The organism is Rhodococcus sp. ARC_M12 (assembly GCF_022810385.1).
Classification (GTDB): Bacteria; Actinomycetota; Actinomycetes; order Mycobacteriales; family Mycobacteriaceae; genus Rhodococcoides; species Rhodococcoides navarretei.
The window spans coordinates 66,687-84,533 of sequence record NZ_JALGQI010000018.1 but is presented as its reverse complement, the minus strand read 5'-3'; the positions used below and the strand labels follow the sequence as shown (position 1 = coordinate 84,533).

The 17,847-nt window shown below is 65.3% G+C and carries 15 protein-coding genes; 8 read left to right on the top strand and 7 right to left on the bottom strand.

Going from position 1 to position 17,847, the window contains the following annotated elements; genetic code table 11:
* Positions 1-64: 64 nt before the first annotated feature.
* Entirely contained in the window at positions 65-3,514 is a 3,450-nt protein-coding gene (locus MTX35_RS21375; RefSeq protein WP_243596891.1) for a bifunctional RecB family nuclease/DEAD/DEAH box helicase, read from the top strand.
* Here MTX35_RS21375 and MTX35_RS21370 read toward each other — a convergent pair.
* The gene (locus tag MTX35_RS21370) at positions 3,484-4,698 is read right to left on the bottom strand and encodes an alanine racemase (RefSeq protein WP_243596890.1); all 1,215 of its coding nucleotides are present in this window, start codon (positions 4,696-4,698) and stop codon (positions 3,484-3,486) included. The genes MTX35_RS21375 and MTX35_RS21370 overlap by 31 nt on opposite strands.
* Before the next feature lie 91 nt (positions 4,699-4,789).
* Positions 4,790-5,431: a TetR/AcrR family transcriptional regulator gene (locus tag MTX35_RS21365; RefSeq protein ID WP_243596889.1), complete on the bottom strand. Its 642-nt coding sequence runs from the start codon at positions 5,429-5,431 to the stop codon at positions 4,790-4,792.
* A 75-nt stretch (positions 5,432-5,506) separates the two neighbouring features.
* Here MTX35_RS21365 and MTX35_RS21360 point away from each other — a divergent pair, with 75 nt between their 5' ends.
* Together MTX35_RS21360 and MTX35_RS21355 are read left to right on the top strand one after the other, a co-directional pair.
* Positions 5,507-6,820 (top strand): D-arabinono-1,4-lactone oxidase, encoded by a 1,314-nt coding sequence (locus MTX35_RS21360; RefSeq protein ID WP_243596888.1) that lies wholly within the window; start codon positions 5,507-5,509, stop codon positions 6,818-6,820.
* A gap of 61 nt (positions 6,821-6,881) precedes the next feature.
* Positions 6,882-8,369 (top strand): molybdopterin-dependent oxidoreductase, encoded by a 1,488-nt coding sequence (locus tag MTX35_RS21355; RefSeq protein WP_243596887.1) that lies wholly within the window; start codon positions 6,882-6,884, stop codon positions 8,367-8,369.
* Positions 8,370-8,388: 19 nt separating this feature from the next.
* Here MTX35_RS21355 and MTX35_RS21350 read toward each other — a convergent pair whose 3' ends face one another.
* On the bottom strand, positions 8,389-9,330 hold the full coding sequence (locus tag MTX35_RS21350) for an adenosine deaminase (RefSeq protein WP_243596886.1): 942 nt from the start codon (positions 9,328-9,330) through the stop codon (positions 8,389-8,391).
* A 10-nt stretch (positions 9,331-9,340) separates the two neighbouring features.
* Positions 9,341-10,132 carry an enoyl-CoA hydratase/isomerase family protein gene (locus MTX35_RS21345; RefSeq protein WP_243596885.1) on the bottom strand — a complete coding sequence of 264 codons (792 nt, stop codon included), beginning with the start codon at positions 10,130-10,132 and terminating at the stop codon, positions 9,341-9,343.
* An 89-nt stretch (positions 10,133-10,221) separates the two neighbouring features.
* On the opposite strand from MTX35_RS21345, the gene MTX35_RS21340 reads away from it, so the two are divergent.
* Positions 10,222-11,367 carry an acyl-CoA dehydrogenase family protein gene (locus MTX35_RS21340; RefSeq protein WP_243596884.1) on the top strand — a complete coding sequence of 382 codons (1,146 nt, stop codon included), beginning with the start codon at positions 10,222-10,224 and terminating at the stop codon, positions 11,365-11,367.
* A gap of 61 nt (positions 11,368-11,428) precedes the next feature.
* Here the strand turns inward: MTX35_RS21340 and MTX35_RS21335 are convergent, their stop codons facing one another.
* The 3 genes from MTX35_RS21335 to MTX35_RS21325 form a co-directional block, all read right to left on the bottom strand.
* Positions 11,429-12,883, bottom strand: coding sequence for a DHA2 family efflux MFS transporter permease subunit (locus MTX35_RS21335; protein WP_243596883.1), 1,455 nt, complete (start codon positions 12,881-12,883; stop codon positions 11,429-11,431).
* Between the two features lie 111 nt (positions 12,884-12,994).
* Positions 12,995-13,585, bottom strand: coding sequence for a PadR family transcriptional regulator (locus MTX35_RS21330; protein ID WP_243596882.1), 591 nt, complete (start codon positions 13,583-13,585; stop codon positions 12,995-12,997).
* A gap of 298 nt (positions 13,586-13,883) precedes the next feature.
* Positions 13,884-14,087: a cold-shock protein gene (locus tag MTX35_RS21325; protein ID WP_008714360.1), complete on the bottom strand. Its 204-nt coding sequence runs from the start codon at positions 14,085-14,087 to the stop codon at positions 13,884-13,886.
* 174 nt (positions 14,088-14,261) lie between these two features.
* Here MTX35_RS21325 and MTX35_RS21320 point away from each other — a divergent pair, with 174 nt between their 5' ends.
* From MTX35_RS21320 to MTX35_RS21305, 4 genes are all read left to right on the top strand, one after another.
* Complete coding sequence (locus MTX35_RS21320; protein WP_243596881.1) at positions 14,262-15,005, top strand: GNAT family N-acetyltransferase; 744 nt, start codon at positions 14,262-14,264, stop codon at positions 15,003-15,005.
* Between the two features lie 85 nt (positions 15,006-15,090).
* Complete coding sequence (locus MTX35_RS21315) at positions 15,091-16,107, top strand: glutathione S-transferase family protein (RefSeq protein ID WP_243596880.1); 1,017 nt, start codon at positions 15,091-15,093, stop codon at positions 16,105-16,107.
* A gap of 48 nt (positions 16,108-16,155) precedes the next feature.
* On the top strand, positions 16,156-16,875 hold the full coding sequence (locus tag MTX35_RS21310; RefSeq protein WP_243596879.1) for a hypothetical protein: 720 nt from the start codon (positions 16,156-16,158) through the stop codon (positions 16,873-16,875).
* Positions 16,876-16,918: 43 nt separating this feature from the next.
* Positions 16,919-17,758 carry an LLM class F420-dependent oxidoreductase gene (locus tag MTX35_RS21305; RefSeq protein ID WP_243596878.1) on the top strand — a complete coding sequence of 280 codons (840 nt, stop codon included), beginning with the start codon at positions 16,919-16,921 and terminating at the stop codon, positions 17,756-17,758.
* Positions 17,759-17,847 lie beyond the last annotated feature (89 nt).

Genomic DNA, 17,847 nt, shown 5'->3' with positions numbered 1-17,847 from the left:
CCTCGCGACTGCATCCGCGCGCAACGTGACCGGTACCGCTCGCGGTGATGGCTAGGGTGGGCGCGTGTTCCTCCTCGGCGATCGTGTCATCTACAGCGCCAGCGACCTCGCTGCGGCGGCGTCCTGCGAATTCGGACTGCTGCGCCGACTCGACGGGCTGACCGGTCTGATCCCGCGCACGGTGGCCGCCCCCGATCCGATGCTCGACCGCACGTCCGCACTCGGATTCGAGCACGAACGCCGTCAGCTCGAGGCCTTCCGACAGCGCTTTCCCGGCGGAGTCCTGACGATGGACCGACCGGGACGGACGGCGCAGGAGCTGGCCGACGCGGCCTGGGCCACGTTCACCGCCCTCACCTCCCGCACGCCCGTGGTCTATCAGGCGACCTTCTTCGACGGACGATTTCTGGGGTTCTGCGACTTCCTGGTGGCCGAGGGTGCTCGGTACGCCGTGTACGACACCAAGCTCTCGCGGCACGCGAAGGTACCGGCCCTGCTGCAGTTGGCGGCCTACGCCGACGCGCTGCGGACGGGCGGAATCCAACCGAGCGACGAGGTGCACCTGATGCTCGGCGACGGCAGCGACTCCGCTCACTCGCTCACCGAGATTCTTCCGGTCTATCGGCAGTCCCGAGATCATCTGCAACACATACTCGACGAGCACCACGCCGAGGGAACCATCGTCGATTGGTTCGACTCGCGCTACTCCGGCTGCGGACAGTGCGAGGCCTGCACGGTCGAGGTGGAACAGCACCGCGATCTGGTGCTCGTCGCAGGCATGCGCGCGAGCACCAGGGACAGACTGCTCGACGCCGGCATCTCGACGGTCGACGAACTCGCAGCATCGACCGGCGGCGTGGACGGCATGTCGTCGCGCACGGTGACGAACCTGCGCGCTCAGGCCGCGCTGCAGGTTCGCCAGGAAGACACCGGCGACGCCGAATTCGAGATCTTCGACGCCGAGGCGCTCGGGGTGATTCCCGAGCCCGATCCGGGAGACATCTTCTTCGACTTCGAGGGCGACCCACTGTGGGCCGAGGCCGGCAGTGCCGAATGGGGACTCGAGTACCTCTTCGGGGTCTACACCGCCGACGGTGACTTCCTCCCGTTCTGGGCACACGATCGCGCGCAGGAACGCCGTGCCCTGATCGACTTCCTCGACTACGTCTCGGCCCGTCGCGCCGTCCACCCGAACATGCACGTCTACCACTACGCGCCGTACGAGAAGACCGCACTGCTGCGCCTCGCCGGCCGGTACGGGGTCGGTGAGGACGCCGTCGACGACCTGCTGCGGCACGACGTTCTGGTCGATCTCTATCCCGTCGTACGGTCCGCGGTGCGCATCGGAGCCAGGTCCTACAGCATCAAGAAACTCGAACCGCTGTACATGCCCGCCACCCGCGACGGAGATGTCACCGACGCTGCCGCGTCGATCGTCGAATACGCGAACTGGTGCGATCTGCGAGATCAGGGCAAGGACGCCGAGGCCGCAGCTCTCCTCGCCGACATCGCCGAGTACAACCGCACCGATTGCGAATCGACTCTGCGACTGAGGGATTGGTTGCTCGGGCGCGCGTCGGATGCCGGTGTCCAGCCACGGGCGACGCAGCAACTGGAACTCGACGACAGTGCCGTCGACACCGCAAGCCCGCTGGAACTCGAACTCGCCGACTACGCGGGCCTACCGTGGCAGCGCACCGCGACGCAGCAGGCCGTCGCATTGTTCTCCGGCTCCATCGGGTACCACCGGCGCGAGCGAAAGCCGTTCTGGTGGGCCCACTTCGATCGGCTGACCCATCCGATGGACGAGTGGGCGGACGCCGCGGACGTGTTGAAGGTCGAGCGGGCCGAGCTGGTGCACGACTGGATGAAAACTGCACCACAGCAACGGGTTCTACGACGGCAGATCAAGCTGCTGGGGCACCTGACGGGCGGGGCCCTGTCCGGCTCGAAGGTCAAACTGCTCTACGACGACCCGGCCCCGGAGGGGTTGCCGAAGCAGCAGCCGACCCATCGCGCGACCACGACGGTGGAGATCGTGGAGACCGGCTACGAGGGCACCCTCGACATGGTCGTGGTGCAGGAGAACCTCCGCAAGAGTGTGGACGAGTACCTCGACTTCCCGGTGGCCACCGCGCCCGAACCGCCTCCTGCAACCAAGCACCTCGAGCAGGCCATCGTCGCCGTCGCCACCGAGGTCAGCGCCGCCCTGCCACACCTTCCGAGCACAGCCGTCGCCGATCTGCTGACGTTGTCGCCGCCCCGAACCCGTTCCGGCACCGGTCTTCCCGAGGTGCGCGCCGGTGACTACGCGACAGCCGTCACGGCCGCCCTGCTCGATCTGAACGACTCCTATCTCGCCGTGCAAGGTCCGCCCGGGACCGGAAAGACGTACACCGCAGCGCGGGTGATCGCCGAATTGGTCGATGTACATCGCTGGCGGATCGGTGTGGTGGGCCAGTCGCACCACGTGGTGAACAATCTGCTGGACACCGTCGTGGCGGCCGGGGTGGATCCGAGCCGGGTAGGCAAGAAAGCGCCGACTGCGCACACCGTTCTGGATCCGACGGACTATTCCCGCTTCGTCACCGACGCCGACGAGGGCTGCGTGGTCGGCGGCACCGCATGGGACTTCTCCAACCCGGGCCGAATCCCACCCCGATCGCTCGATCTCCTGGTCGTCGACGAGGCCGGGCAGTTCTCGCTGGCCAACACCATCGCCGTCTCGGTGTCCTCGCGCAATCTGCTCCTGCTCGGCGACCCGGCACAGCTGCCGCAGGTCAGCCAGGGCACCCACCCCGAACCCGTCGACGAGTCGGCTCTGGGCGCGATCATGAACGGGCACCCGACGCTGCCCGCCGATCGCGGGTACTTTCTGGCGACGACGTGGCGGATGCATCCCGATCTGTGTGCGCCGGTCTCCGCGCTGTCGTACGAGGGCAAACTCGAGTCCAACAGTGCTGTGACACAGGCACGTTCCCTTTCGGGGCCGGAGCCCGGCCTGCACGTCGCCTACCTGGACCATCACGGCAACTCCACGGACTCGGTGGAAGAGGCCGACGAGATCGTCGCGCGAGTCCAGGATCTGCTCGGCCGGCTCTGGAGCAACCCGCAATCGTTCGAGGGAACGCGGCCGATGCATCAGGGCGACTTCGTGGTCGTCGCGGCCTACAACGCGCAGGTGGCCGTCATCGTCGAACGCCTCGCGGCGGCCGGACTCGACGAGGTTGCGGTGGGAACCGTCGACAAGTTCCAGGGTCGACAGGCCCCGGTGGTGCTGATCTCGATGGCGGCGTCCGCGATCGAGGACGTTCCACGCGGCATGGGATTTCTGTTGTCCCGCAACAGACTCAATGTCGCGGTCTCGCGTGGTCAATGGGCGGCGATACTGATCCGGTCACGAGCCCTCACGCAGTACCTACCGTCGACTCCGGCCGGACTGGTCACCCTCGGCACCTTCATGAGTCTGTGCGAGAACGCGGTTCAGCCGAACGCCATGCCCTCGCCGCGGTAGGTGGGGACCGCCTCGACGGACCCGTCGGCGTGCACCAGGTGCAGGGTGTCGAATCGCTCGCACAACTCGCCCGCCTTGGCGTGCCGAAACCAGACTCGATCGCCGATCTGCACCTCACCTGCTCCGCTCACCGGAGTCTGTACCTCGCCCGCACCCTCGTTGCGCAGCAACTTCAGACCGGACGTCACCACACCCCTGGCCTTTCTCGACCACGCGACCGGCCGCGGGGATCGCGACGTCGACGCCGGACCCGACGCGATGTAGCCACCGCCGAACAGCGTCGCGATCTGCGGCGTCGGCTTGCGCACCGCGGGCAGCGCGAAGAACAGCGAGGGCTCGGCCGAGAATGCGCGATACCGATCGAAGAGCGTCGGCGCGAACAAGCCCGATCCCGCGGTGACCTCGGTGACGACCGGATCGGCCGCCGAGAAGTCGATCGACCCGGTGCCCCCACTGTTGACGATTTCGATCCGCCCGACCGCCGCGGTCACGGCCTCGACCACTGCTGTTCTGCGCGTGGAGATCTCGCGGGACGACAGGGACTTCATCCATTCCACCGCGACGTTGGAATCGGGCACACCGGCGATCTGTGCCTCGTAGAACATCAGCCCGACCACCCGGAACCCCCGCGCCTGCGCCACCCGCGCGAAGGCAGCGACCTGCTCGGGTTCGCGCAACGGAGAGCGCCTGACGCCGATGTGCAGCGGACCGATCCGCAGCGAGGCATCGACATCGATACAGATACGTGGCTTGAGAAGATCGCTCGCGGTGGCGTCGCGCACGATGTCCAACTGTGCGACGTCGTCGACCATCAGCGTGATGCGACCCGACAGCACCCGATCGTTGACGACCTCGGCGAGGGCGGTACGATCCACCGTCGGGTACCCCATCAGGATGTCCTCCACGCCGAGGCGCGCCAACCAGATCGCCTCGCGCAGGGAGTAGGCCATGACGCCGTTCACCCCGTCGGCCGCGAGCACCCGATCCAGCACTGCCCGGCACCGAACGGACTTGCTCGCGATCCTGATCGGCACTCCGTCCGCTCGCGCCCGCAACGCCGCGGCATTGGCATCGAGAGCGGCCGAATCGACTGCAGCCAAGGGTGATTCGAGCCCCTCGGTGGCAGCTGCGATACGGGACAGTGGTGTCGTGTCGGTGGTCGCGACACCGGCGATCGAGCTCATAGGGAACATTCCTTCGTCGTCGTTGCCGGGCCTACACAGTCAAACACTCTGCGGCCGAGAAGTCCCGGTGAGCATCGGCGAGGCCGGTCTTTCAGCGATCGACGGCCTTGCTCGCGATCAAGCCCGACAGGTCGTCGATCTGCGCCAGCACTTCGAGATCGTCGCCGTCGACCAACCACCGCAGCACCAGACCGTCGAGGGTCGCCATGCCGAATCGCGCGATCGACGCCACCGGCTCGAGCCATCGCGTTCCCGTATGGGCGGAACATTGCTCGAAGAACAACCGCGCCTCGGAGTCGCGAATTCGATACTGTCCACTGGCGATCTCGGCGGCCGTGGCCGATCCGAGCGCCCGATGGCGCAGCAGGTAGGTCTTGATCTCGTAGGCGAGCAACTGCCGATCCGGTGACTTCTCGATCAGCAACCACACCGCGCTCAGACCGCCGTGCACCAGCTCTCGCAGACCACGGACACCCGGGAGTTCTCGCGTGCCCACGGCACTGTTCAGCGCGGCGTGCAGAATCTCGGTGACGTCGACGATGAGGTGCTCCCCCATCGCGATCACCAGATCCTGCTTGGTCTCGAAGTAGTACTGCACGATGCCCTTGGTGACGTCGGCGTGCTCCGAGAGTGCACGCACGGTCAGGGACTCGATGCCCACCCGCTCGGCAACGTCGATGGCCGACTGCACCAGTTGTGCGCGTCGCACATCCGCGGGCAGCCTCGATTGCATGACCCGATACTAGGGTGCGGGCGAGTTCTGTGCCTTGGATTGCCCCAGGGGAGCGCGCTGCGGGATAGTGATTCGATGATCGAGCGGTCGTGGCAGAACTGGGCGGGCAATCAACACGCGTTCCCGTCGGACCGCGCCGAGCCGACGTCGGCCGACGAACTGCGCATCGTGCTGGCGGGTGCCGTCGAGCGATCTCGTACGGTGCGATGCGTCGGGGCCGGTCATTCCTTTACCCCGATCGCCGTCACCGACGGCGTGCAGATCAGCCTGGATTCGTTGCGTGGGATCGAATCGGTCGTCCGTAACGACGACGGTTCCGCCCAGGTGACGGTGCTCGCCGGCACCCGGCTGCGCGAGCTGACCGCCCAGCTGTGGGACCTCGGCCTGGCCATGACCAACCTCGGCGACATCGACGAACAATCCGTCGCCGGAGCCATCTCCACGGGTACCCACGGAACCGGGGCCCGTTTCGGAGGCATCGCGACCCAGGTGCATGCGCTGGAGCTGATGACCGCGGACGGCGAACTCGTTCAGTGCTCTCGCGAGGAGAACACCGAACTGTTCGACGCGGCCCGTGTCAGTATCGGTGCGCTCGGCGTCATCACCCGAGTCACGCTCGAGTGCGTTCCGGCGTTCGCTCTACGGGCCGTCGAGAAACCGTCGACGCTGACGGCAACGCTCGCCGAGCTCGATGTCACCGTCGCTGCCGTCGACCACTTCGAGTTCTACTGGTTTCCACATACCGACCGAGTGCTGACCAAACACAACACCCGCCTGCCGGGCGACGCCGTGCTGCGCCCGCTGGGAAAGGTGCGCTCGTACCTCGACGATGAACTACTGTCCAACACGGTCTTCGAGGGGCTCAACCGCCTGGTGACGCGAGTGCCGGCCCTGATTCCTCGCCTCAACGCGGTCTCTGCCCAGGCACTGTCGGCCCGCGAGCACACCGACCGCTCGTACCGGGTGTTCGCGTCCTCCCGCACCGTCCGGTTCGTCGAGATGGAATACGCGGTACCGGTCGCCGACATCGGCTGGTTGCTGGGCGAGGTCGATCGCTGGCTCGAGCGATCTGCCATCTCGATCGCGTTCCCCGTGGAGGTCCGGTTCGCCGCGGCCGACGACATCTGGCTGTCCACCGCGTACGGACGCCCGACGGCCTACATCGCTGTCCACCAGTACCACCGCCGCGATCACCGCGAGTACTTCGACGCCGTCGAAGCCATCTGTCGCAGCGTCGGCGGCCGGCCACACTGGGGCAAACTGCATTCCCTCAGCGGCGACGAGCTGCGCGATTACTACGAACACTTCGACAACTTCCTGCACATCCGCGATTCGATGGACCCGGGAAAGTTGTTCGGCAGCGAGTACCTCGAGCGTCTGCTGTCGTGAGCGGTAGTTCGTAGACTGCTACGAAATACCGCGCACGACCCATTCGCTTACATTGGAGCGAGTGAGCACAGGAAAACGCGCGCTGTCCGGCATCGTCGCCGCCGGAGTCATCCTCGGTGTCGGTGAATTGATCGCCGTCCCCATCGGATCCAACTCGTCACCGCTGACGGCCGTCGGATCCTCGGCCGTCGACTACAGTCCTGCCCCGATCCGCGAATGGGCCATCGATACGTTCGGCACGTCCGACAAGCTCGCCCTGTTCGTCGGCATGGCGGTGGTGATCGGAGCCATCGCCGCGGCAGCAGGAATCGCCCGCAAGCCGATCGGTGCAGTCGTGTTCGCCGCCCTGGGCGCTGTGGGTGTACTCGCCGCAGTGACCCGACCGGACGCGACGGCCCTGTACGCAGTCCCGACCATCGGCGGTGTCATCGTGGGCATCGTCGTGCTGCACGCCCTCATCGGTGCCGCGGCACCTGCGACCGAGGGCATGAACCGACGCAGCTTCCTGACCCTCGCTGCCGGTGCCGCGGTACTCGGCGTCGTGGCCGGAACAGCCGGACGAATGCTGACCTCGGCGCGCGCAGTCACCGCGGATCGACTCGGCTTCATGCTTCCGACGCCCACTCCGCAACCCCCGATACCGGCCGGGGCAGACCTGCAGATCGACGGCCTCGCGCCGTACATCACCCCGAACGAGAATTTCTACCGCATCGACACCGCGCTGGTCGTGCCGCGGGTGGCGTCGGATACGTGGTCGTTGCGGATCCACGGCATGGTGGACCGCGAGATCGAGCTGACGTTCGCCGACCTCGCCGAGCGCCAGGCAGTCGAGAAAACGGTCACCCTGACCTGCGTGTCCAACATCGTCGGCGGGGACCTCGTGGGCAACGCAACGTGGATCGGCTACCCGCTCAAGGACATTCTCGAAGAAGCAGGCATTTCACCGGACGCCGACATGGCGCTGTCGTCGAGCAGCGACGCCTTCACCGCGGGCACTCCCCTCGAGGTACTGCTCGACGGCCGCGACGCCCTGCTCGCAGTCGGCATGAACGGCGCGCCGCTCCCCGTCGAGCACGGCTACCCGGCGCGGCTCGTCGTCCCCGGTCTGTACGGATACGTCTCGGCGACCAAATGGGTCACCGACATCGAGATCACCCGATTCGACCGCGCGACGGCGTACTGGACCGATCGTGGCTGGGGCGCTCTCGGACCGATCAAGACGGCCTCGCGGATCGACACCCCGCGTTCGGGCAGCTCCACGCCGGCCGGTCGGACGGTGATCGCGGGCGTCGCCTGGGATCAGCACACCGGCATCGACGGCGTGGAAGTGCAAGTGGACGAGGGCAATTGGGTGCCGGCCACGCTCTCGGAGGAGTACTCCAAGGACACCTGGCGGCAGTGGACAGTCGAGCTGGACCTGCCTGCCGGGCAGCACGCGATCCGTGCCCGGGCCACCAACTCCGCCGGAGAACTGCAGACCAACAAGACCGCCGACACCGTTCCCGACGGTGCCACCGGCTACCCGAAAATCTCGGTGACGGCGAACTGATCTAGACGGTCGCGCTGATCTAGACAGTCACGAAGCTCGCGCGTATCGAGTTCTCGGCCAACTGCTGTCGCTCGGCCGCGGTGAGGCCCATCCCCGCTTCGAGGGCAGAGAAGTTGTCGTCGACGTAGCCGCCGAAGTAGGCGGGATCATCGGAATTGATCGACACCGACAGGCCGCGCTCGAGCATCTGCCGCAACGGCAGCTGCTCGACGTTGTCGATCACCTTGAGCCGAACGTTGGACAGTGGGCAGACGGTGAGCGGGATCTGTTCCTCCACAAGGCGATTCACCAATGCCTCGTCTTCCAGGCACCGCACCCCGTGATCGATGCGCTCGACCTTCAGCAGGTCCAGTGCCTGCCAGATGTAGTCGGGCGGGCCTTCCTCACCGGCGTGGGCGACGACGTGCAGACCCTCGGCGCGCGCCTTGGCGAACACATCGACGAACAACGACGGCGGGTACCCGACCTCGGCGGAATCGAGACCGAGCCCGATGATCGGAGCCTGCATCGCCAACAGGTCGTCGAGCAGTTGATTGGCGTGCAGCACCGGCTTGTCACGCAGGATCGATGCGATCAAGCCACTGGTGACACCGAATTCGCGCTCACTGGTCGCGCACGCGTCGGCCAGTCCCTCGACGACGGCCTCGAGGGAGACACCGCGCTCGGTGTGCGCCTGCGGGTCGAAGAAGATCTCCGCGTGCGTGACCCCGGCCTGAGCGGTGCGGCGGAAGTAGGCCCGAGCCAGATCTGCGAAATCCTCGGCGGTCTGCAACACGGCCATGTTGGCGTAGTACAGATCGAGGAAGGATTGCAGGTCGGTGAACTCGTACTTCGCGCGCAGTTCGTCGATATCGTTGTACGGCAACGACAATGCGTTACGCTCCGCGAGCTCGAAAATCAGCGGAGGCTCTAGCGACCCTTCGATGTGCAGGTGCAGTTCGGCCAGCTGATCAGTACTCACTCGCTCGATTCTACTTGCCCGTGTACGTCGCTTTCCCCGGACCGACCTCGAGGAAGCTCTTCACCGCACCCCGCAGATCCTCGGTCTCGAACAACGCGCCGGAGACCTCCGAGGTGATCTCGTCGGCGTGCGCAACGCCACCCGAACGCCACGCTGCCACAATCTGTTTCGTTGCCGAATGCGCGACGGTGGGGCCGTCGGCCAGTCGATGCGTCAGCGCGAGCGCCGCGGCGTCGACATCGTCGTGGATCTGGTTGACCACGCCCCACTCCTTCAACGTCTGTGCGTCGTACAGATCTCCGGTCATGACGAGCTCGCGAGCCCGACCCGAACCGGCCCGCTCGGCCAGACGCTGCGGCCCACCCATCGACGGCGTCAGACCGACGACGGTCTCGACCAGACCGAACTTGGCCTTGGGACCGGCGAGAATGATGTCGCAGGCCAACGAGATCTCGAACGCCGCGGTGAGCGTCAACCCGTGTGCGGCATAGATCACCGGGCAGGGCAACGCCTCGAGTGGATGGGCAATCTGCGCGAACAGTCCACGCCACAGATCGGCACCTTGCGCGGCGGACAGGCCCTCGAAGACATGCACGTCGACGCCTGCCGAGTTCACCTTGCCCTCGGCGCGGAGCAGCACCGCACGAGGCGGTCGCGCGACGAGATCGGCAACGTTCGCGGCCACCGCGTCGAACATGGCCTGATCGAAGAGATTGAGCGGACCGTGATCGAAGGTGAGCACGGCGACCTCCGCGCCTGCCGCAGTGGTCGATCGAACGAGCGAAGTGGGTGCGTCAGCCATGGTTCGCATAGTGCCACACCCGTCCGGGGACCTTGTTACCACCGAGTATTGTGCGCAGGAGAGTGAACGTTACCGAGAGGAACACCTAGATGAAGCGCAGCCTGTTCGAGTCCGACCACGAGGACTTCCGCGCATCGGTACGCGAGTTCGTCACCCGCACCATCACGCCGGTCGAGGAGAAGCTCGTCGAACAGCGATACATCGACCGCGACATCTGGCTCGAAGCCGGACGCAACGGGTTCCTCGGCCTCGAAGTACCCGAGGAATACGGCGGCAGCGGAGCCGAGGATTACCGATTCAACGCCGTCCTCGCCGAGGAACTCGCCCGCTCGAGTGCCGCGGTGGCGTCGTGCTTCGGTATTCACGTCGATATCGTCGCGCCCTACCTGGTCAAGCTCACCACCGAGGAGCAGAAGAAGCGCTGGCTGCCCGGGTTCTGCAGCGGCGAGATCCTCACCGCGATCGCGATGACCGAGCCGTCCGGCGGCTCGGACCTGGCTGCCCTGAAGACCACCGCAGTCAAGGACGGCGACGATTTCATCATCAACGGCTCCAAAACCTTCATCACCAACGGCAACTCCGCCGACCTCGTCATCGTCGCCACTCGCACGACGCCGGAGAAGAAGGCCAAGGGCATCACGCTCTTCGCCGTCGAGAACGGCACCGAAGGATTCTCCCGTGGCCGCAAGCTGGACAAGGTCGGCCAGCCCGAATCCGACACGGCCGAGCTGTTCTTCGAGAACGTACGCGTTCCGAGCTCGAACATGATCGGCGAATTCGACGGCGGCTTCATCCATATGATGCAGCTGCTCCCCCAGGAACGCATCAGCTGCTCGGTGGCCAACCTCGGACACGTCCGCCCCATTCTCGAGGAGACGCTGCAGTACGCCAAGGACCGCAAGGCATTCGGGCAGCAGATCGGCTCGCTGCAGTGGAACAAGTTCCTGCTCGCCGAGCTCGTCACGAAACTCGATGTGGCACAGGCATACATCGACAACTGCATCGCCGCCCACGGCATCGGTGAACTGACGGCCATCGACGCAGCCAAGGCGAAGTGGTGGAGCTCGCAGGTACAGAACGAGATCCTCGACCACTGCGTCCAGCTGCACGGCGGCTACGGATTCATGAACGAATACCGCGCCGCCCGCGCCTGGAAAGACGCTCGCGTGACCAAGATCTGGGCCGGATCGAACGAGATCATGAAGGAACTGATCGGCCGGGATCTGGGGCTGTAGTGCGGCTTCGCCGCATGTGAGAGGAACTTCGTAGTGGGCTACGAAGTTCCGCTCACATGGACTACTTGAACGCGGGCCGGGCGTAGAAGCAGACCGCGATCATGCCGACGATCAGCACGACGGCGGGCAGGATCAGCGACTGCGCCATGGCGGTGGTGAATCCGTCGCGCAGCATCTCCGGCACACGACCGGCGAATTCGTTTGCCCCCGTTGCAGATCCAGCCGCCGGCAGCTCTGCGGCCAGCCTCGATTGAATGAGCGCGCCGATGCCGGCGCTACCGAGAACCGAGCCGATCATGCGGGTGGTGTTGTAGATACCCGAACCTGCGCCTGCCTGACTCATCGGCAGATTGCGGGTTGCCGTGGCCGCCAAGGGAGACCAGATCAACGCATTCGCCACACCCATCGCCGCGACCGGGAGCAGCAGCCTCCAGATTGCAGTGGTAGGCGTCATCTCGTACGCGAACCACAGTAAGGCGGCCGCGAGGATGAACAGCCCCGAACCGGCGATGTAGCGAGGATGCGTCTTGTCGACGAGCTTGCCGACATTGGGCGCGAGGATTCCGGTGAGCAGAGCCATCGGCACGAACAGCAACGCCGACCGGGTAGGTGTCAAACCGGTGACACTCTGCGCGTAGAACATGATCGGCAGCATCATGCCGGACATCGCGAAGCCCATGGCTGCGATACCGATGTTGGACAACGAGAAGTTACGGTCGCGGAACAGTGCCAATGGCACCAGCGGCTCGTTCTCGTTCACGGACTGCCAGTAGACGAACCCCGCGAAGACGAGCAACCCGACACCGATGAGGATCCAGACGCCGGTACCCCAGTCGTACTTCTGACCCTCCTGGATGCCGAAGACGATGCAGAAGAGCCCGATGGCGCTGAGCGCAACTCCCAGTAGATCGAACTTGTGATCGTGGGTCGGCAACACCGGAACGAACCTCAGCGCCAACGCAATTGCGACGATTCCGACCGGCACGTTGATGAAGAAGATCCATTCCCAGCCGAGCGAGTCGACCAGAACACCGCCGAGAATCGGCCCGACGAGCGTCGCGACGCCTGCGACTGCGCCCCATGCTCCCATCGCAGTTCCGCGCTTCTCCGCCGGAAACACACGGGTGATCACGGCCATCGTCTGCGGGGTGATCATCGCCGCGCCGAGACCCTGAACCGCGCGCGCCGCGATGAGCATCTCGATCGACCCCGACAGTCCACACCACACGGACGCGAGGGTGAAGAGCACGAGGCCGGCGATGTACAGGTTCTTCGGGCCGAACTTGTCCCCCATCCGACCCGTGACCAGGAGTGGAACGGCATAGGCCAGGAGGTACGCGCTGGTGACCCAGATGACGTTGTTGATGTCCGTGTTCAGACCGCTGAGAATCGCCGGCTGAGCGACGGCCACGATGGTGGTGTCCACCAGAATCATGAAGAACCCGAGACACAGCGCCCACAGGGCGGGCCACGGTCTGATGTCGTTGTGCAGCGGGGCGGTCTCGACGGCGTTCATTGCGTTCTCCTGGTTCCCCGAGGCGTCGGGGTCGTGTGGCAGTTCCCCGAGGCGTCGGGGTCGTGTGGCAGTTCCCCGAAGCGTCGGGGTCGTGTGGTCGGTGCCGATCGGTCAGGGTGGTGTGCTGTGCGGAAAGGCATGCGGCCACTCGAGCTCGCGGCTGTCGACGCGATCGATGTAGCTCGTCAACCACTTCACTTCAGCGTCCAGCATGTGGTAGGTGTAATCGATTCCAGCCCAGTAAATTTCGGATACGTTGCGTTCTCGCGCCAGGCGCTGGAATCCGGACAGTTCCTCGATTTCTCGAGCCAGGTCTTCGGTACGCGCACGGAGCAACGCGATCGCCTCGGAGGCCGGGAGGTTGTGCATCTCGGACAGGCCCAGGGTGAACTGTGGATATTCGCGCACCGGGGAGCGAAGGATCTCGGCCAGCCGGTCGACGAGAACCCGCCTGCCGGCAGGCGTGATCTCGTAGGTCGTGCGCTCGGGACGGTTACCTCCGCGGTCGGTTCCGACCTCGGTGATCAACTCTCGCCCGTGGAGTCGAGCAACTGCGTGATACAGCGAACCGGGGCGAATCTTGACGATCCGGTCCTCCTTGCGCTCGAGAAGGAGCTGATACATCTCGTAGGGATGCATCGGCCCCTCCGAGAGCAGAGCGAGGACCGAGACCCCCAACGGATTCACTGCGTCCCCTCGCATCGAACCCCACCCCACATCTGCATATCCCCACCGAATTATTCCAGTTGGAATATACGGCCATGGTTCGATGAAGAGCAACCCGGACAATGCTCTGACCTGGGCATCAATCGGACATACTGCACACGATGCCCTATCGAGCACGTACAAGGACACCGACCGTAGTCGGTGTCCCGTTCGAACAGACGAAGGCCGGATACCCGGAATTTCTTCCGTGTATCCGGCCTTGTCACCGAGTTTCTGGTGGAGATTACTTCGAGAAGGTCACTCCGCCAGGAGAAGTCGGGTTACGAAGCTTGAATCAGATGGCGCGGACGCCGGTAGCCTGGGGGCCCTTCTGACCCTGGCCCACCTCGAACTCCACGCGCTGGCCCTCGTCGAGCGACTTGAAGCCGCTACCCTGAATCTCCGAGTAATGAACGAAAACGTCCGGTCCGCCACCATCCTGCTCGATGAAGCCGAAGCCCTTTTCGCCGTTGAACCACTTCACACTGCCCTGCGTCATTCTGTAAACCTTCTGTAAGCGAGCTAGATCTTCACGTCGAAGCTCTAATCTCAAAAGTGAGTCTGCCATCTATCGGCGCTGAGCGAAACACCGGGGGCGAAAAAGTTCGAAAGATTGCTTTGGGACGGTGAAACCGAAATGGTGCCCAGCGGTCCTGTGGCTACTGTTTCGGTGGTGAATTCCCCTCTACCCGACGCGGGCCCATTCGATCGGCACAAACTCGACATCGTCCGGTTGGCCTGGTGTCGACGATTGCAGATGGACGATCGGGCCCTCGACACCGACGCGGACCGCGTCGAACATGTCGTTGCCACCGAGGACATCACCGTGCTGCGACTGGCCGAGACCACCGCGATCGTCGGTCCGCCCTGGGCCGTGGATGCCTCCCGCGCTCTCGCCGGCCAGGCCGGTACCGACCGCGACTGGGTCTCGTCACTGCTGGGCAGCCGCTCGGAGCGCTACGAGATCGATACTCACACGCTGGCCTACGGCACGGACATCGGCCATTCCATCGACGTGCACGACCCACTGATCTCCCACGATGCCGCGCACGCTCGCAACCTCGCCGCGCACTGCAGCGAGGCCGACGTCGCCGAGGCGTTCGGAGAGCCGGTCTCGCGGAACTGGTTCACGTTGCTCGGTGACGACCGACCGGCCGACTCGGCGCACTCGCTCGCCTCGGCCGGCTACTCGGAAGAGCAGCTGATCCTGGCCGACATGCGCGTCCTGACCGACCCGGATCATCGCCGACGGGGTCACGCTCAGGTGGTCGGCCGCCTGGCTACCAACGACGCCATCGACGAGGGCTTGATCCCGCAGTGGCGATCACGACCCGAGAACACCACTGCTCGACGCCTCGCCGCGCGGCTGGGCTATGTCGAAATCGGCGCGTGCCACACTGCGGTGCTCGGACCGTGACCCGGTTGAGGTGGCTTCGAACTGGGTAGCGTCGAGAAGAGCGCCAGCGGCGCCAGAACGTGAACGATGTGAGGAGTTCGAAAGCATGGCCGACGATGCCGCATACGTGGAACCGGGCAAGGAATTCAAGCGCGACACCAACTACATCCCGACGCGAATTACCGCAGACGGCCGGGACGGCTATCCGGTGGAGCCCGGACGGTATCGTCTGATCGCCGCGCGAGCCTGCCCGTGGGCTCATCGCTCGATCATCGTTCGTCGGCTGCTCGGACTCGAAGACGTTCTGTCACTCGGCATTCCGGGGCCGACCCACGACCCGCGCAGTTGGAACTTCCAGGAAGAGCCGGGCGTCGTCGACTCGGTGTTGCAGATCCCGAGGTTGCAGGACGCCTACTTCGCCCGCTTCCCGGACTACGAACGCGGCATCACCGTGCCCGCCATCGTCGACGTTCCCAGCGGCGAGGTCGTCACCAACGACTACCCGCAGATCACCCTCGACCTGTCCACCGAATGGACGCAGTACCACCGCGACGGTGCCCCCGACCTCTACCCCGAGGCACTGCGGAGCGAGATCGACGAGGTTGCCGACCTCGTGTTCCGAGACGTCAACAACGGTGTCTACCGCTGCGGATTCGCCGGATCCCAGGAGGCGTACGAGAAGGCCTACGACCAGCTGTTCGCCCGCCTCGACTGGCTTGTCGAACGCCTGTCCACGCAGCGGTACCTCGTCGGCGACCACATCACCGAGGCCGACGTGCGGCTGTTCACCACCCTCGTACGCTTCGATCCCGTCTATCACGGCCACTTCAAGTGCAACCGGAGCAAGCTCAGCGAGATGCCGGTGCTGTGGAACTACGCACGCGATCTGTTCCAGACCCCCGGGTTCGGCGACACGGTCGACTTCGACCACATCAAGCGGCACTACTACGAGGTGCACACCGACATCAATCCGACGGCAATCGTGCCCAAGGGCCCGGACCTGGCGGGGTGGCTCGAACCCCACGGCCGCGAAGCCCTGGGAGGATCGCCGTTCGGCGACGGAACCGCTCCCCCGCCGCCGAAGCCCGACGAGCTCGTTCCGCCCGATCACTGGGTGCGCTGACGCTCCCTGCCGAACGGCCAACCACACTCGCGACCGAAAGAGGCATCGATGGCAGGAAAGAAGGACGACGCACAGGTCGAGGTCGGGGGCGGAGGCAAGCTCGAACGTGCGCTGGTCAACATTCTCGACAACGCCAGCCGCCTGCAGGGACCGGCCGTCGAGAAGTACGTCGCGCACGTGCGTCGAGCACACCCGTACGACACCCCGGCTCAGATCATCGAACGCCTGGAGAAGCGATTTCTCCTCGCGGTCACCGGCAGCGGCTCCGCAGTGGGCGGCGCAGCGGCGATCCCCGGCGTCGGGACCGTCGCCTCGCTCGCCGCAGTGGGTGCCGAAACCGCCTTCTTCATCGAGTCCTCGGCACTGCTGACTCTGTCGGTTGCGTCCGTGCACGGCATTCCGGTGGAGAACCACCAGCAACGACGCGCTCTGGTGCTGTCGGTCGCACTGGGCGAATCGGGCATGCAGATCGTGCAACGGACAGTCGGAAAGACCGCCAAGAACTGGGGACCGCTGATCACCTCCCGCATCCCGGGCGGCTCGATGACGAGCATGAACAAGTCGCTGGTGAAGAAGTTCATCTCGAAATACCTCGCCAAGCGCAGTGCGCTGCTGGTCGGAAAGATGCTGCCCGCCGGAATCGGTGCGGCGATCGGCGGGGCGGGCAACCGCGCAGTGGGCAAGGGTGTCATCAAGAACGCACGCGACGCGTTCGGTCCACCCCCGGCCCGGTTCCCGGAGAATCGCATCATCGAACCGGACGAATGAGAATGCCCGGAATCTTCGAGAGGCTGCTGCGTTGACATCGAACATGACCTCCACACCTGAACTCGGCAAGTACGGCGTCTGGCGACTGCACTCGGCGTTCACGCCGGAGTTGTCCCGCGCCATCGAGTCCTTCGGTTACGGGACCATCTGGCTCGGCGGCTCCCCGCCCGCGGATCTGACGACCACCGAGGACATCCTCGACGCCACGGAGACGGTCGTAGTCGCGACCGGCATCGTCAACATCTGGTCGGACGCAGCGGCCGACGTCGCCGCGTCGTATCACCGGATAGAGAAGAAGCACCCGGGACGATTCGTCCTCGGCATCGGTGCGGGCCACCCGCAGGCGGTGCAGGAGTACACCAAGCCGTACGACGCTCTGGTGGCGTATCTCGACGAACTCGATGCCGCCGGAGTTCCGGTGGAGCGGCGCGTGCTCGCCGCGCTCGGCCCGAAGGTGCTCGCGCTGGCCGCCGCCCGCACCGCCGGTGCGCACCCGTACCTCACGACGCCCGAGCACACCCGTGAAGCACGAGAGGCAGTGGGACCGAACAAGATCCTGGCACCCGAACACAAGGTGGTCCTCGAATCGGACCCGGAGAAGGCCCGCTCGATCGGCCGACCACCGGTCAACAACCCGTACCTCCACCTGCGCAACTACACCAACAATCTGAACCGGCTCGGTTACTCCGACGAGGAGATCGGCGACGGCGGTAGCGACCGACTCATCGACGCACTGGTAGCGCACGGTACGGCCGACGCGATCGCCGCCCGATTGAACGAACACCTCGACGCGGGCGCTTCGCACGTGACGCTGCACTCGCTCCCCGACGATGCCGATCCGCTCGAGACCTACCGAGAGATCGCCGCGGCGTTGCATCGCTGACGGAAGAAGGCGCTCTCGCGACGGTGTCGGTCGCACCCCGTAGCCTCGGGTACCGGTTGCCGCGTGCAGCCGGTGCTCGAGGTGACCAA